Here is a 15,553-nt window from a genome sequence, read left to right as displayed (position 1 = left end):
TCCCTCACGGCCAGGGCCCGTCGTGGGGGGGGGGGGCCGCGCCGCGGCAGGTGCCGGAGCGGGGTCAGTACCGGGCCGTGCCCGGCACGGCGGAGAGCATGTCGGCGTCCTGGCGAAGGATCGCGCGCTCCAGCGTGGTCAGCCTGGGGCCGGGGTCGATTCCCAGCTCGTCGGTCAGCGTATTGCGGGCCCTTCGGAACACGGCGAGCGCGTCGGCCTGCCGGCCGGAGAGATACAGCGCCTGCATCAAATGCGCGTACGGCTCTTCACGGAGGGGATGGAGGGCTATGAGGTCGGTGAGTTCACCAATGGCCTCTTCGTATTGGCCCAGAGTTATCTCCAAGCAAATACGCTGTTGCAGTGCGGCGACGCGTTCTTCCTCCAGCCGCGCGGCGCGGGTCTGCAGCGCGCTGCTCGAAATCGTGGCCAGGGCCGGGCCCCGCCAGAGGGCGAGTGCGTCCTTGAGGAGCTCCAGCGCCTCCTCCTTGAGGTCGGCACGTACCATTTTCTTCGCCGTTGCGACGTTGCGCCGGAAGATATCGCTGTCGATCTCGCAGTGAGCGGAGTCCAGTTGGTAACCGGAAGCCGTCGACAGGACGGTTTCCTGCGGCGCTCCGACCATGGCCAGTGCGCGGCGAATCATCCACACACTGGTCTGTAGCTGGCCGGGGGCGGTCCGGGGCGGACGTTCGCCCCAGAGGTGGGTGATGAGTTCGGGTGTGCCGACGGCTCTGCCCGACACAAGTGCGAGGGCGGTGAGAACTCGGAGCTGCCGTTGTCCGGCGAGGGGGACCGGCATGTTCCGGGAAAGCATGGAGATCGGACCTAATATGCGAATCTGCACGCCGCCCATAGGGGTTCTCCCGTTCTGCCTGTCCATGACTGAATTCCCCCGCCATGAACTGCTGGATTTTCGCACGCAATGTCTTTGGATGCGTTGGTCGATCAAGGGAATGCAGCGGTCCTGGCTTCGGCCACTACGCGCGTAGCGGGGTTCTGCCCTATCGAGTCGGGACAGTAATCAGCCAACCTTGCCGCGTCAACGAGGCCGGGATGGGTGCGGCTGAAAACTGTTGTACCGGAGCCCGTGAAAAGCATGCACGGGGAAACTACGGATTACTTGTGTGCGGGGGAGTGGCCGGGAGTACATGATCGCGAATTGCGCGGAGTAATCATCCGGGCATATGCCGCTCGGCGAGCGACGGGGTGACGACCCCCTGAACGTAGCGCCCAGGCGGAGTATGTGCTTCCGGTGTGAAGGTGACGTGGGGCCATGCGTGGCGAGCGAGGTTACGCAGCGCACTGATCCTCACTCGGAGTCGCCGCTCAGTGGTCTAGACCGCTAATGGCAGAAATCGTATGCCGAGGGGATCGTGAGCCGGGGTCGCGGGTGCCGAAATGCGACGTCGGGCGTCCGCCCTCCCCCGATCGGGTGCCCTGAACCCCCGAAGGTGCCCGATTCGGGGGTTCAGGTGTGGCCAAGCCTCAGTTCCCGAGGCTCCCTGCAGTCGGCGGCCTCAGGTTGCCGGGAGCCCTGTGACGTCGAGCAGTTCCAGATGCCGGGGCGCCAGCACGCGTGTGCCGCCGTCCGGCGCCCGGCGCTCGGCGGCCCGAGTCAGCGCCGTCACCGCGTCCGGGGATGCGGTACGGGAGATCCCGGAGTCGCCCAGTGGGGTCACCATGTCGTCGTGGTGGCAGGGCAGGAGCACGGGCGGTGACCCCAGTGCGGCCAGCATCCGGTCCGGGTAGCCGTGGACGGAGGCGTGACCGCTCATCCCGATCACCGCCACATCGGGCCGTGCGCCGACCAGCTCCCGCTCTGCGACGTTGCTGGTGCCGGTCAGGAGAACGGACGGACCGCCCTCGACGGACACCTGGAAGGCCAGCGTCTGCCCCTCGACCAGGTCGCCCAGGGTCCGGGGCCGGGCGGGGACGGTTTCCCGCGTCCCGGAGGCGAAGGATGTGTAGTCCTGTTGCCTGCTGTGCAGACTGCGGAACACCTCCACGCTGTAGCCGTCGAACTGGAGATGGTCGCCTCCGCTCACCGCCACCACGTCCGCCATACGGTGCGCCGGGGTGCCCATCGCGGCCATCAGGTGACGCGACGTGGTGGTGCAGAGCGTCCGGATGCGCCGGCCGCCCCAGCCCGGCCTGGACAGCAGGTGCGGCACGTCGGCGAGATGGTCGAAGTGTCCGTGGCTGATCAGGATCAGCTCGGGCGCCCCGGTCAGCTCCTTCTCCGCCACGTGCTCCACGGCCTCCGGGTCCAGGCGCAGCGGCAGCGTCGGATCGAGGGCACCGTCCCCGTCGGCGTACGGCATCCGGCTCAGATACGGGTCGAAGAGCACGCTGCGGCCCGCGAAGGACAGCTCCCAGCCGGCCACGCCCAGCCAGCGCAGGCCGAGCGCGGTGCCCTTCGGCATCCGGCGGGGGTGCGCGCTCGGCAGGGCGGCGGCGCCGCCTACCAGCAGCCCCGCTGTCCCGACGCCCAGCGCGCCCTGGAGGACCGACCTTCGCGACTGACTCATGTGCCACCTCGTTCACGTTGTGCTGATCACCCGTCACCCTACGGATCGGGTGTGGTGGTGCAGCACATTTGAGTCAGTGGCGGGACCGGGGTGCGGCGGATCAGGTGGTGTACTCGGAGTTCAGCCGGACGTAACCCTCAGTCAGGTCGCAGCCGTAGACGGTGAACTCCCCGTCGCCGATGCCCAGTCCGATACTGATCACGACCTCGCTGCCGCGCATGTGCTCGGCGACCTCGGCCCGCAGCTCGGCGTCACCGGGGCCGTCGGCGCGCTGCGGATAGACCAGGGCCCCGCCGAAGCGGACGGTGACCTTCTCCTGGAGGATGTCGGTGTCGTCGGTGCACTTGCCGATCGCCATCGTCACTCGGCCCCAGTTGGGGTCGCTGCCGTGCACGGCGGTCTTGACCAGCGGCGAGTTGACCACGGTCTTGCCGACGCGCTTGGCCTGCGCCGTGTCCCTGGCCCCGGTGACCCGCACCTCGATGAGCTTGCTCGCCCCCTCGCCGTCGGAAGCGATGTTCTTCACCAGGGCGAGTGCCACCTCGTGCAGCGCCTCCTCGAACTCCGCCACATCCACCTCTCCGGCCAGCCCGTTGGCGAACAGGACCGCCGTGTCGCTGGTCGAGGTGTCGGTGTCGATGGATACCGCGTTGAACGTACGGTCCATGACGCTCCGGAAGATCCGGTCCTGCTCGTCCTGGGGCAACAGGGCGTCGGTGGCGAAGAAGGTCAGCAGGGTCGCCATGTCGGGCTCCAGCATTCCCACGCCTTTGGCGATGCCGACGAGCGACGCCTCGCCGCATCGCACCCTGACCACCTTGGGCCGGGTGTCGGTCGTCATGATGGCCCGCGCTGCACGGTCGAACCCGCCCTCGGGGAAGGGCCAGGAGAGCGTCTTGATGTGCGCGCGGATCTTCTCCATGGGGTACTGGAGGCCGATCACCCCGGTGGAGGCGATCAGCAGTTCTTCCTCGGTGAGCCCGGTGGCGGCGGCCACCGAGTTCCGCACCTCACGTGCGTTGCTCTCGCCCTCCGGGCCGGTGGCGACATTCGCATTCCGGGCGAGGACGACCACCCCGCGCGCCTGCCCGTCGGCCGCCGCCGCCCGGCTGAGCACCACGCTCGGGCCGGAGAAGCGGGACTGCGTGAACACCGCGCTGACCTGCGAGGGCACGGTCGAGGCCAACACCGTGAAGTCGTCCCGCCCGTCGTCCGAGAGTCCCGCCGGGGCGGTGTGCACCACGAACCCCGCAGGGTCCCGGGTCGTCGTACCGGTCATGATCGCCTTCTTCCCTCGGGCATACCTTTATGCGTCTGCTCGTATGTCTATTCATCTATCACAGTCGGCGCGGGCACAAGGCCCGAACCGGCCCCGGGCTGCCTCGAAGCGCACTACAGCGGGGTCGGATAGGCGCTGGAGAGGCGGTGGAGAGAGCACACCGGCACGGTGACGGCATTCCGCTTCCCGTCGACATCCTGGAGACGACGCCGCATGTCCCGTGTATCGACCAAGCCCAGCAACAACCCGACGGCCGCACACGCCCTGCTCAAGCGTCTCCACGAGCACGGTGTGGAGACGGTGTTCGGTGTCGTCGGCCGCGAAGCCGCCTCCATTCTCTTCGACGAGGCGCCGGGAATCGACTTCGTCCTCACCCGGCACGAGTTCACCGCCGGCGTCGCCGCCGACGTCCTGGCCCGCATCACCGGCCGGCCGCAGGCCTGCTGGGCCACGCTCGGCCCCGGCATGACGAACCTCGCCACCGGCGTGGCGACCTCGATCCTGGACCGCTCGCCCGTCATCGCGCTGGCCGCCCAGTCCGAGTCGCACGACATCTTCCCCAACGACACCCATCAGTGTCTGGACTCCGTCGCCGTCATGCGCCCCATGACGAAGTACGCCGTCGAGCTCCAGCGCCCCGACGAGATCACCGACCTGGTCGACTCCGCCGTCGCCGCCGCGATGACCGAGCCCGTCGGCCCCAGCTTCATCTCCATCCCCGTCGACCTGCTCGGCGCCGACATCGACGCCTCGGTGACCCATCCCGCCGCGCGCACCCCGGCCAAGCCGGTCGGCGCCGTCCAGGCCGGCTGGGAAGCCACCGCCGACGAAGCCGCCGCCCTGGTCGCCGGTGCGGAGCACCCGGTGTTCGTCGTCGGCGCGGCTGCCATCCGCTCCGGCGCGGTCCCCGCGATCCGGGCCCTGGCCGAGCGCCTGGACGTCCCCGTCATCACCACGTACATCGCCAAGGGCGTCCTGCCGCACGGCCACCACCTCAACTACGGTGCCGTCACCGGGTACATGGACGGCATCCTGTCCTTCCCCGCCCTGGAGACCCTCTTCGGCCCGGCCGACGTCATCGTGACCCTCGGCTACGACTACGCCGAGGACCTGCGCCCCTCGATGTGGACCCGCGGCGGCGAGAAGAAGACCGTCCGGGTCTCCCCGACCGTCAACCCGATCCCCAGGGTCTACCGCCCGGACGTCGACGTGGTCACCGACGTGCTGGCCTTCGTCGAGCACCTGGACGCCGCCACCGCGGACCTCGCCGAGAAGACGCCGCACGACATCACCCCGCTGCGTGAGCGCATTGCCGAGTTCCTGGCCGACCCCACCGAGTACGACGACGGCATGCGGGTCCACCAGGTGATGGACTCCATGAACACAGTGATGGAGGAGACCGCCGCCGCCGGTGAGGGCACGATCGTTTCCGACATCGGCTTCTTCCGGCACTACGGCGTGCTCTTCGCCCGCGCCGACCAGCCCTTCGGCTTCCTCACCTCGGCCGGCTGCTCCAGCTTCGGCTACGGGATCCCCGCGGCGATCGGCGCCCAGATGGCCCGGCCCGGCCAGCCCACCTTCCTCATCGCCGGCGACGGCGGCTTCCACTCCAACAGTGCCGACCTGGAGACCATCGCCCGGCTCAACCTGCCCATCGTGACGGTCGTCGTCAACAACGACACCAACGGGCTGATCGAGCTCTACCAAAACCTCGGCCACCAGCGCTCCTACGACCCGGCCGTCAAGTTCACCGGGGTCGACTTCACCGAACTCGCCCGCGCCAACGGCGTCGAGGCCGTCAAGGCCACCTCCCGCGAGGACCTGCTCGCCGCCCTGCGCAAGGGAGCCGGTCTCGGCCGCCCGTTCCTGATCGAGGTCCCGGTGAACTACGACTTCACCTCCGGCGGCTTCGGTGCCCTGAGCATCTGATCATGACGCACACACTCCCCGCGGCCACGGGGTTCCTGGTCTCCGCCCAGCAGGGCGGGGGCCGGGCCCCCGGGCCCGTCTTCGCCACCCGGGGCGCCCACGAAACCGTGGCCGAAGCCCTCCGTACCCAGACCCTGAACGCCGTACTCGTGCACTCGGGTTCGGCCGGGGACGCCGTGGCCCGCTCCGGGGACACGGCGCTCGTCCTGGCCGGCGAGCTCTACAACCGGGAGGAACTGCTCACCCTCCTCCCGGCCGGCACCGACGCCCGCACGGACGCGCAGCTGCTGCTCGCCCTGCTGGGCGTCTACGACCTGCACGCCTTCCGGCTGCTCAACGGCCGGTTCGCGGCGGCCGTGGCCCTCGGCGACCGGGTGCTCCTGGCCACCGACCATGCGGGCTCCGTCCCCCTCTACACCCTTCCGGCGCCCGGCCGTGTCCTCGCCGCCACCGAGATCAAGGCCCTCGTCCCGGCGACGGCCCAGGCTCCGCCGTCCGGGCGGCCCGTCGCCGAGGCGCGAAGGGTCCGCCGGGTGCCGGGCGTCCACCAGGTGCCCGCCGGCACGGTGCTGGACCTCGATGTCCGTACCGGCACCGCCGTGCCCTGCCGGACCTGGACCCCGTCGGTGTCCCGACGGATCCTGCCCGAGGCCGACGCGGCCGCCGCCGTACGCGAGACGCTGGAGCGGGCCGTCCGGGCCCGCACGGGCGGCACCACCCCGCTGGTGGTGCTTTCCGGAGGAATCGATTCTTCCGGCGTCGCCGCGCTCGCCGCCGCGCACACCGACGGCCCCCTGGACACGCTGTCCATGGGTACCGACACCTCGGACGAGTTCGCCGAGGCACGCGTGGTCGCCACCCATCTCGGCTCCGCCCACCGGGAGATCACCGTCCCCACGGCGGACCTGCTCGGCCAGCTCCCGTACGCGATCTGGGCGTCCGAGTCCGTCGACCCGGACATCATCGAGTACCTGCTGCCCCTCACCGCCCTGTACCGGGCGCTCGACGGGCCCGCCCGCCGCATCCTCACCGGCTACGGGGCCGACATCCCGCTCGCCGGTATGCACCGCGAGGAACGGCTGCCCCAGCTGGACACGGCCGTGGCGTTCGACATGGCCACCTTCGACGGGCTCAACGAGATGACCCCGGTGCTCTCCGGCATCCAGGGCCACTGGTCGACCCACCCGTACTGGGACCGCGACGTACTGGACCTGCTGGTGTCGCTGGAGGCCGGGCTCAAACGTCGCTACGGCCGCGACAAATGGGTCCTGCGCGAGGCGATGAGCGCCCTGCTCCCGCAGGAGACGGTCAACCGGCCGAAGCTCGGCGTGCACGAGGGCTCGGGGACGACGTCGTCCTTCAGCCTCCTGCTGATGGACGCCGGGGTGCAGGACGCCGACATACACCGGGCCAAGTTCCTGGTGGTGCGGGAGATCTTCGACCGGGTGGTCGTCGAGGGCCTGCCACCCGCAGAGGTGAGCACCACCGACGCCGTGCACCAGGTGGCCGCACAGCTGAAGGAGACCGAGTGAACCGCTCCAGACCCCGTACCGGCCGCCCGCGCCCCATCCGACAGGAGGGATGACCTCGTGGAACGCGTCGACACCGCGATCTCGCCCCGCTACGCCCAGATCCCGACCTTCATGCGCCTGCCGCACGACCCGCAGCCCGCCGGCCGCGACGTCGTCGTCATCGGTGCCCCCTACGACGGGGGCACCAGCTACCGACCGGGTGCCCGCTTCGGCCCGCGCGCCATCCGCAACGAGTCCGGCCTGATCCACGGGGTCGGCATCGACCGGGGGCCGGGTACCTTCGACCTCATCGACTGCGTGGACGCCGGGGACATCGACCTCACCCCGTTCAACATGCACATCGCGATGGAGACGGCCCACCGCCATCTGCGCGGCCTCCTCCAGGACAACGCCGCCTTCCTGATGCTCGGCGGCGACCACTCGCTCACCCTGGCCGCCCTACGCGCCGTGGCCGAGCAGCACGGCCCCGTCGCCGTGGTCCATCTCGACGCGCACTCCGACACCAACCCCGCTTTCTACGGAGGCGAGTTCCACCACGGCACCCCGTTCCGGCACGGCATCGACGAAGGGCTCATCGACCCCCGGCGCACCGTGCAGATCGGCATCCGGGGCCACAACCCCCAGCCCGACTCACTGGACTACGCCCGCGGCAAAGGGGTGCGGGTCGTCACCACCGACGAGTTCGTCGAGACCGGAGTCGCCGGCACCCACGCCCTCGTCCAGGAGCTCATCGGCGACCACCCGGTCTACGTGTCGGTCGATGTCGATGTCGCCGACCCGGCCTTCGCCCCCGGTACCGGAACCCCGGCGCCCGGCGGACTGTCCTCCCGCGAGGTCCTGGCCCTCCTGCGCTGCGTGGGCGAGCTGCGGCCGATCGGCTTCGACGTCATGGAGGTCTCGCCCCTCTACGACCACGCCGGGATCACCTCCATCCTGGCGACCGAGATAGGCGCGGAACTGCTCTACCAGTACGCCCGCGCTCACATCAAAGGAAGGAACGACGCGTGACCGTCATAGACTGCTCCGAACTCCGCGACGAACTCCTGGGACTCGCCTCGCGCCTGCCCGCGGTGCCGCGCGCGGACCTCCCGGCCTTCCTGGCGGCCTCGAAGGAGGCGTCCGGCGACCTACCGGCCTCGATCGCCGAGGCGCTCGACGCCTTCAACGCGTCCGGCAACGAGGACGGTTACCTCCTGCTGCGCGGCCTCCCCGTCGAACCGCAGGACCAGCTGCCGCGCACCCCCGAGTCCACCCCCGCGCCGACGGAGCGCCCGCTGCTCACCATGGAGGCGATGCTCGGCATCGTCGGCCGCCGGCTCGGACTGCACACCGGGTACAGGGAGCTGCGGAGCGGCACCGTCTACCACGACGTGTACCCCTCACCCGGCGCGCACCACCTCTCGTCGGAGACCAGCGAGACCCTGCTGGAGTTCCATACGGAAATGGCGTACCACCAGCTCCAGCCCAACTACGTGATGCTCGCCTGTTCCCGTGCCGACCATGAACGCAGGGCCGCGACCCTGGTCGGCTCGGTCCGCAAGGCGCTGCCGCTGATCCCGGACGGTTTCCGCAGCCACCTCTTCGACCGCAAGGTGCCCTGCTGCGTCGACGTCGCCTTCCGCGGCGGCGTCGAGGATCCGGGCGCCATCGCCCAGGTGAAGCCGCTCTACGGCGACCCGGACGACCCGCTGCTCGGCTACGACCGGGAGCTGCTGGCCCCCGAGGACCCCCGTGACGTCGAGGCCGTGGAGTCGCTGTCCAAGGCGCTGGACGAGATCACCGAGGCCGTGCACCTGGTCCCCGGCGACGTCCTGATCATCGACAACTTCCGTACGACGCACGCCCGTACGCCGTTCACGCCGCGCTGGGACGGGGTGGACCGGTGGCTGCACCGCGTCTACATCCGCACCGACCGCTTCGGACAGCTCGCCGGCGGCGAACACGCGGGCGACGTGGTCGCCTTCACCCCGCGCGACTGACCGGCTTCTTCCCACGGCCCGGCGGGCCGGTGGCGCTCCGCAACAGTGTGGAGCGCCACCGGCCCGCCCGTCGTGCTGCCCGCTCCCGGTCCGCTCTCGGCTCACTCTCCCGGCACTCTCCGTGGTGGCCCGGCGCCCCGGGGCAGCGGTTAGCGTGTCGGACAGGTGACCGGAGGCGGTCCGGTCACGGGAGAGGTATCCGCAGCAGACGAGGAGACAACGCCAAGTGTCGGACCCCACGTTGCAGCAGATGGCACGTCATGACCGCGCAAGGCGTCGCGGACCGCGCAGAGGACCGGTGCTGGGTGTGGCGGTGGCCGTCGTCCTGGCGGTGGGTGCGGGCTGGTGGGGGTACCGGGCGTGGTCCGGGGACGGGGAGCGGGACCCCGAGGTGGCCGCGGCCACCGAGCGCCTCCAGTCGTTTCTCGACGCCTGGGCGGCGGGCGAGGCCGCGAAGGCCGCGGCGCTGTCCGACTCGCCGGAGAACGCCGAGTCCCTGCTGGCCTCGGTGACGACCAACCTGAAGCCCACGAAGGCGAAGCTGTCGGCGGGGGAGGGCGAGAAGAACGACAAGGGCGAGGTGACCGTCCCGTACACCGCACAGTTCATCATCCCCGCCGTCGGACTCTTCCGCTACGACTCCGAAGCGACGCTGGTCAAGAAGGCGAAGCAGTGGACCGTGGAGTTCGGCTCCCCGATGATCCACCCCCGGCTGAAGCCCGGACAGACACTCGCGCTGCAGACGGTGGCCAAGCGTGCCGCCGTGCTCGATACCAACGGCGACGACTTGCAGGCCGCCTCGTTGCGCGGCTCGGTGGACGAACAGGGCAGGGGGACGTTCGGTCTGGAGGCACGCTACGACAAGCAGTTGCGGGGCGGCGGGGGCGCGGCCACCAGCGAGGTGGTGATCGCCGACCGGCAGTCCGGCCACGCCGAGGCCTCCCTCACCAAGAGCTCCGCGAAGCCCGGCACACCCGTGAAGACCACCATCGACCCCAAGGTGCAGGGCGCCGTGGCCAAAGCGATGGAAGGGCTGAAGGTGAACGCCGCGCTGATCGCCCTGGAGCCCTCGACCGGCAACATCCTCGCCGTCTCCAACCGTCCGGCCGGCGGCCTGAACCGTGCGCTGGCCGGCCAGTACCCGCCCGGGTCGACGTTCAAGGTGGTGACGGCGGCAGCGATGCTGAAGGCGGGCGTGAAGCCGTCCGACGTCGTGGAGTGCCCCAAGTTCGCACGTGTCGACGGGCAGCGGTTCGAGAACCAGAATCAGTTCACGCTGCCGGCGGGATCGACCTTCAAGGACTCCTTCGCGAAGTCCTGCAACACCATGTTCGTGGAGAACCGCGCCAAGGCGGGCGGCTCGGCCCTGCACGCCGCGGCGGCTGCCTTCGGGATCGGCGGCGTCTGGGACGTGGGCGATTCGACGTACGACGGATCGGTCCCGGTGAGCACGTCGGACAACGACCTCGCCGCGTCCACCATCGGTCAGGCCCGGGTGCAGGCCTCGCCACTGGTGATGGCGTCGATCGCGGCGACGGTGAAGGAAGGAACCTTCAATCAGCCGGTGCTGGTGCCCGACGCGGTCAAGAAGAAGCACGAGGCGACCGCCAGGCTCGACCCCTCGGTGACCGGCGACCTGCGCGACATGATGCGGGCGACGGTGACGTACGGAGCAGGCAGCGCCCTGGCGGGAATTCCCGGGCAGCCGCACGCCAAGACCGGGACGGCGGAGTTCGGCGAGGAGAAGCCGCCGCGCACCCACGCCTGGATGATCGGCTACCAGGGCGACAGCGACCTGGCGTGGTGCGTGATGCTGGAGGACGGCGGTTCGGGCGGCGCCGACGCGGGGCCGGTGGCGGCCAGGTTCCTGAAGGGGCTGACGGATGCGGGGTGACGGCGAGTGACCTGATCCAAGCCGGTGCGATGACCTCCGGGGAGCCGGGGGCTTGATCGGCAGCCACACGCGGAGCCGGCGGGTACGCCGGGCGGATCGTCATCAGCGCGTTCCTCGACGACGCCGGTGTGTAGGACGAAGAGGATGCCCTGGAACACCAGCCGGCCGCGCACCCCTAGGGGTGTTCCCTGCGGGTTGATCGCGTGGCCGTGGAACTTGGGTGACCAGGTGATGCCCTGCGGCCGATACCCGCGTGATGCAGCCTGACGGGTGTGGCAGCCTGCGGGATGCCGGCAGGGCTGCGCGAACACGCAGGCCACCACTACGCCATCCAGTTCCCCTACGCCCTGCCCGACGAGCGCCGTTCTTGTTGCCCCGGTGCCCCGGTGCCCCGGTGCCCCGGTGCCCCGGTGCGGGTGAGGCGGTGGGCGACCTCAGCCCACTCAGCGCCGGACGGGGTGGATCCGCGCGTTGAGCGCGCAGCAGGTCGCCCGCCACCCTCTGGACTGCGTCCGTCCGAGGGAACCGACCTCGAACAAGGCACGCCGTGGTGATCGTGGGCAAGTCGCCGGGCCATCGTGGTGCGGCAAGCTGATGGCGCTACGGATGGGGTACGCGGATGTGGGAATCGACCCGGGCCATGAGCCGGCGCAGTCTGCTCGTTGCCGGTGGCGCGGTGGCGGCCACCGCCACTGCCACGGGCGGGTCCAGTGCTCTGGCCACGGGGGAAGCGGTGCTGCGGGGATCGGGGAGCGGTGATGGCGCCGGCCGGGCGAGGATTGACGTCCACCACCATTTCACCGCTCCGGCGTGGGTGGACTGGGCCGAGCGTGAGGGCCTGGTGCGGCGGCAGGAGCTGCCGTGGTGGGCGCGTTGGGATCTGGACGCCACCCTGGCGCTGATGGACCGGGTGGGAATCGCAACCGCCGTCCTCAACCCGACCATGCAGGACCGGTACCGCTCCGCCGCGCAGGCCAGGGAAGGCCTCACCGTCGTCTTCGAGGCGCTGAGCGACTTGGTGGCTCAGCACCCGGGCCGTTTCGCCATCCTCGGCCCTGCTGTCCTGGACCATCCCGAAGTGACCACGTGGGCTCTCCGACGCGCCTTCGACGAGCTCGGTGCCGTTGGAGTCAGCATGAAAGCCAGCTACAACGGTGTCTACCTCGGTGACCCCTCGTACGACCGATTCCTCGCGGAACTAGACGAACGCGCCGCGGTCGTCTTCACGCACCCGCTCGACCTTCCGGGCGGACCACCCGGCGTGCCCACGGTCCCCGGAATTCCGAACTTCATGTGCGATTTCCTGCTGGATACCACGCGTGCCGCTGTGAATCTGATCCGTACCAGGACACTCGACCGCTACGCGCACCTGTCAGTCATCCTGCCGCACGCCGGTGGATTTCTCCCTCAGATCGCCACCCGCATGGAGGCCTTCGGCGACTTCTGTACCCCACCCCTCGATGCTGCCCGCGTACGGGACTACCTCCGCCGCTTCTACTACGACACGGCGGGCCCGATGGCCCCCTCGGGCACTCTGGTGGCCACCGCCGGTGCCGACCGGATTCTCTTCGGCACCGACTGGCCGGCCGCCTCCGCCGACATCATCACCGACTTCACGGTGCCGGCGATCGAGACCGACCCCGTCCTCACCGACCGCCAACGTCGTGGCATCAACCGCGACAACGCGCTCCGCCTCATGCCCTCGCTGAGGCGCGCCTAGTATCTGAGCGCCCCAGGGCGATCAGCGTGCTCCGTCAGGCGCGGGAGACGTACACGGAGCGGGTGCAACCGGCAGGCGCTCCGATCACCCGTGACGCAGCGGGCCTGCGTTGCTGGACCTGGGCGGGGCGCCGAGCCAACGCCACACCCGCCGCAACTCCCGACGGTCCTACGGTGCCGGGGCAGAGCACGAACGACCGCTGGATCCGGCTGCGGGGCGATGCGGTCCGGGTGTCCGGAAGGACGCGACGGCTGACGCGGCGGAGCGTCTGCCGCTTGTGGCGCCGGCGGGCCAGGGGCACCCGGGAGGTGCGCCGCATACCGAGTGGCTCCCGCCGACGCAGAGCGCAGTGCCGGAACGTGGGGGAGCGGGAGGCCACCAAGCTGCGCTGGCAGCTGTCTACGGACGCTGTCAAGCTCGAGGCGCTGAAGGTATTCGCCGACGGCCCCTGCGAGGACAGTGTCGCCCGCCCCCCGCTCCGTAGCTGTTCCCCTCCCGGGGTGCCTTGCCTGGCGGCTCCGGCACCCCGAACGTACGTTCTCCTGATTGCTCCCTGTCGCCTGAAAGGTGTTCGTGATGAACCGAGGCTTGATCATCGTGGATGTGCAGAACGACTTCTGTGAAGGAGGCAGCGTCCCCGTGGCAGGCGGCGCCCGTATCGCCACCGCCATCGCTGAACTGGTGGAGCAGACCGCGGGTGGCGACTATCAGTACGTCGTCGCGACCCGTGACCATCACATCGACCCGGGAAGTCACTTCTCGGAGAACCCCGACTACAAGGACAGCTTCCCCGTCCACTGTGTGGCGGGCAACGAGGGCGGCGAATTCCACCCCCACTTTGCCCCCGCCGTCACCGGCGGCAAGGTCGATGCCGTCTTTTTCAAGGGCGCCCACAGCGCCTCCAAGAGCGGCTTCGAAGGCGCCGACGATCAGGGCACGCCCCTGGCGGACTGGCTGCGTGCCCGCGGGGTGCAAGACGTCGATGTGGTCGGCATCGCCACCGACCATTGCGTGCGCGCGACGGCACTGGATGCTGTCAAGGCCGGGTTCCGCGCCCGCGTGCTCCTGAACTACTCGGTCGGCGTCGCCCCGCACACCACGGCGTCGACCCTGGACGACTTCCGTCGGGCGGGCGTCGCCATGTCCGGCGAGGTCCCCGGACCGTCATAGTGGTCGGCCCTTTGCACTGAGGGGGCAGCCTTCTACGCATGTGGAGAGCAGCTTGGATGATTCCCACGGCCGCAGTCCTCGTCATCATCGACCTCACGGACCTGCACCCGTGTCGCCACCCGGGACAGGGCGACCGTCACACGCCGCTGTGGCTGAGCGCTTCAGTCGGCGAATGCACGCGGCATCTGGCGGACGAAGCACGGTAGGTGGCGAGGCGGGTGCGCCGTGCCGGTCCCCGACCCTCCTCATGGCTGCTCCGCGTGACCCGAACGGGCGAGATGGGTGACGGCGCGGCGGCGCCGGTTCGACGTCCACCAGAAGGCGCCGAAGAACAGGACAAGGCCGGGAAACACGAGGATGGGGCCGGCCGCATTGTTCTCCGGCTGGTCCCATGCCCTGATGCCGGTTCCGGTCATCAGGAAACCCGCGGTGACGCACAGGCCGATCAGGTAGCCCTCGACCCGCATCGGTACGGGTACGTCCTTGGGCCTGATACGCGCCCTGCCGGACTCGATCAGCCGGAGTGCTTCGGCCTCGCAACAGCTGCCGAGGCCCGCCCCCAGCGAGCCCTCCGACCCGGCGGGCTGCCTGTCAGGGCGCTGCCTCGGGGCCTCTTGGTAAGGGATCCCGGCGAAACGAGTGGTGAACACGGCGTCAGGGACGACGAGGACGGCGTTTGCCCCGTCGGTGCGGAGCGCAGCTGCTGAAGCGCCTCCTCGGTGTGCGGTGAGACGAGCGCGACGATGTAGCGTGCGAGCGCCTGTCTGGCCTCCGCCTCGGTGGGGTAGTCCTCGCCGGTGCTCAGCGGTGCGGAGAACGGGTTGTCGTCGCTGTAGTGCGCCCAGGTCCATTCGGTGTCCACACCCGTCAACCTATCCACACCTGCCGCCCGGCACGGGGGAGTTGTGGCAGTTCAGAACCTGCCCGCCATCGACGCTCAGAGAGGCTGGGCCGACTCCGCGGAACTCGTCGGCGCGGCAGTTCTGTTGGCCGGCCCAGCGGCTTCTTACCTCACAGGTGCGGTACTGCCGGTCGACGGTGGCTGGACCGCCCACTGACCGCGCCGACCGAGGTCGTCGATGATGCGATCAGCTGCGGACTTCGATACGCCGAACAGGAGGGGCCGGCTGCCGCAGGGTGAACTTGGTGCACCAGTACGCAGTCACCAAGAGGACCCGGTCCTCCAGCGCCAGGGCTCCACGGCTTGCCCCTTCCGGATCGGATGGGCCCGCCTTCGAGACGCAGCGTGGCCTGTGAGCTTGCCGAGCTGACGTGGTTTCAGCCCGGCGAACGGAGCGCTCCAGCTGGACTCCGATGCAGTGATCACGCCAGAAGGCGGTGATCATCCCAGGGCCAAAGTTGCCGTGCACCTCGCTTCGTCAGCACCGTTCACGTTTCGCAGAGTCGGCTACGGCTACGGCGCTGCGCTAGTACTGCAACGGTGTTTGCTGTGACTGGTGGCCAGCTTCGTCGTTGGTCTGGTTATGGGTGGGAACCTTGCTGGTGTCAGGTTGTGGGCCGG

General features: G+C 69.8%; 11 protein-coding genes and 1 pseudogene. 7 read left to right on the top strand and 5 right to left on the bottom strand.

The features are described 5' to 3' along the window. Positions 1-64: 64 nt before the first annotated feature. The 3 genes from ACFWBQ_RS37760 to argJ form a co-directional block, all read right to left on the bottom strand. The gene (locus ACFWBQ_RS37760) at positions 65-853 is read right to left on the bottom strand and encodes a BTAD domain-containing putative transcriptional regulator (RefSeq protein ID WP_385508452.1); all 789 of its coding nucleotides are present in this window, start codon (positions 851-853) and stop codon (positions 65-67) included. Positions 854-1,517: 664 nt separating this feature from the next. Next, positions 1,518-2,528 carry an MBL fold metallo-hydrolase gene (locus ACFWBQ_RS37755; protein WP_385508450.1) on the bottom strand — a complete coding sequence of 337 codons (1,011 nt, stop codon included), beginning with the start codon at positions 2,526-2,528 and terminating at the stop codon, positions 1,518-1,520. A 100-nt stretch (positions 2,529-2,628) separates the two neighbouring features. Then, entirely contained in the window at positions 2,629-3,807 is a 1,179-nt protein-coding gene (gene argJ, locus ACFWBQ_RS37750) for a bifunctional glutamate N-acetyltransferase/amino-acid acetyltransferase ArgJ (RefSeq protein ID WP_385508448.1), read from the bottom strand. Positions 3,808-4,020: 213 nt separating this feature from the next. Between argJ and ACFWBQ_RS37745 the strand changes: the two genes are divergently transcribed. From ACFWBQ_RS37745 to ACFWBQ_RS37715, 7 genes are all read left to right on the top strand, one after another. Further along, a complete protein-coding gene (locus tag ACFWBQ_RS37745; protein WP_385508446.1) occupies positions 4,021-5,736 on the top strand; it encodes a thiamine pyrophosphate-binding protein in 1,716 nt (571 codons plus the stop codon). Between the two features lie 2 nt (positions 5,737-5,738). Next, positions 5,739-7,268 carry an asparagine synthase-related protein gene (locus ACFWBQ_RS37740; RefSeq protein WP_385508444.1) on the top strand — a complete coding sequence of 510 codons (1,530 nt, stop codon included), beginning with the start codon at positions 5,739-5,741 and terminating at the stop codon, positions 7,266-7,268. A 57-nt stretch (positions 7,269-7,325) separates the two neighbouring features. Beyond that, positions 7,326-8,276 (top strand): agmatinase, encoded by a 951-nt coding sequence (gene speB, locus ACFWBQ_RS37735; RefSeq protein WP_385508441.1) that lies wholly within the window; start codon positions 7,326-7,328, stop codon positions 8,274-8,276. Then, complete coding sequence (gene cs1 / locus ACFWBQ_RS37730) at positions 8,273-9,247, top strand: clavaminate synthase Cs1 (protein ID WP_385508439.1); 975 nt, start codon at positions 8,273-8,275, stop codon at positions 9,245-9,247. Before speB ends, cs1 begins: the two co-directional genes overlap by 4 nt. Positions 9,248-9,497: 250 nt before the next feature. Then, positions 9,498-11,141, top strand: coding sequence for a penicillin-binding transpeptidase domain-containing protein (locus ACFWBQ_RS37725; protein ID WP_385508437.1), 1,644 nt, complete (start codon positions 9,498-9,500; stop codon positions 11,139-11,141). Between the two features lie 640 nt (positions 11,142-11,781). Next, entirely contained in the window at positions 11,782-12,861 is a 1,080-nt protein-coding gene (locus ACFWBQ_RS37720) for an amidohydrolase family protein (RefSeq protein ID WP_385508435.1), read from the top strand. Positions 12,862-13,437: 576 nt separating this feature from the next. After that, entirely contained in the window at positions 13,438-14,031 is a 594-nt protein-coding gene (locus ACFWBQ_RS37715) for an isochorismatase family protein (RefSeq protein WP_385508432.1), read from the top strand. Positions 14,032-14,276: 245 nt separating this feature from the next. Here ACFWBQ_RS37715 and ACFWBQ_RS37710 read toward each other — a convergent pair whose 3' ends face one another. Then, positions 14,277-14,681, bottom strand: coding sequence for a hypothetical protein (locus ACFWBQ_RS37710; protein WP_385508430.1), 405 nt, complete (start codon positions 14,679-14,681; stop codon positions 14,277-14,279). 416 nt (positions 14,682-15,097) lie between these two features. Further along, a pseudogene (locus tag ACFWBQ_RS37705) lies at positions 15,098-15,358 on the bottom strand (transposase family protein); the annotation flags it as partial. Between the last annotated feature and the right edge of the window lie 195 nt (positions 15,359-15,553).

This window comes from Streptomyces sp. NPDC060035, assembly GCF_042736635.1.
GTDB lineage: Bacteria > Actinomycetota > Actinomycetes > Streptomycetales > Streptomycetaceae > Streptomyces.
Note: the sequence above shows the minus strand (reverse complement) of the source record. Positions and strands in the feature narration are given on the sequence as shown.

What these genes read in the sequence shown, in the direction of transcription:
- ACFWBQ_RS37725 (WP_385508437.1), top strand. Translation starts at nt 9,498, where the DNA reads ATGGCACGTCATGACCGCGCAAGGCGTCGCGGACCGCGCAGAGGACCG.
- ACFWBQ_RS37740 (WP_385508444.1), top strand. Translation starts at nt 5,739, where the DNA reads ATGACGCACACACTCCCCGCGGCCACGGGGTTCCTGGTCTCCGCCCAG.
- ACFWBQ_RS37760 (WP_385508452.1), bottom strand. Translation starts at nt 853, where the DNA reads ATGGGCGGCGTGCAGATTCGCATATTAGGTCCGATCTCCATGCTTTCC.
- argJ (WP_385508448.1), bottom strand. Translation starts at nt 3,807, where the DNA reads ATGACCGGTACGACGACCCGGGACCCTGCGGGGTTCGTGGTGCACACC.
- ACFWBQ_RS37745 (WP_385508446.1), top strand. Translation starts at nt 4,021, where the DNA reads ATGTCCCGTGTATCGACCAAGCCCAGCAACAACCCGACGGCCGCACAC.
- ACFWBQ_RS37715 (WP_385508432.1), top strand. Translation starts at nt 13,438, where the DNA reads ATGAACCGAGGCTTGATCATCGTGGATGTGCAGAACGACTTCTGTGAA.
- ACFWBQ_RS37720 (WP_385508435.1), top strand. Translation starts at nt 11,782, where the DNA reads ATGAGCCGGCGCAGTCTGCTCGTTGCCGGTGGCGCGGTGGCGGCCACC.
- ACFWBQ_RS37755 (WP_385508450.1), bottom strand. Translation starts at nt 2,528, where the DNA reads ATGAGTCAGTCGCGAAGGTCGGTCCTCCAGGGCGCGCTGGGCGTCGGG.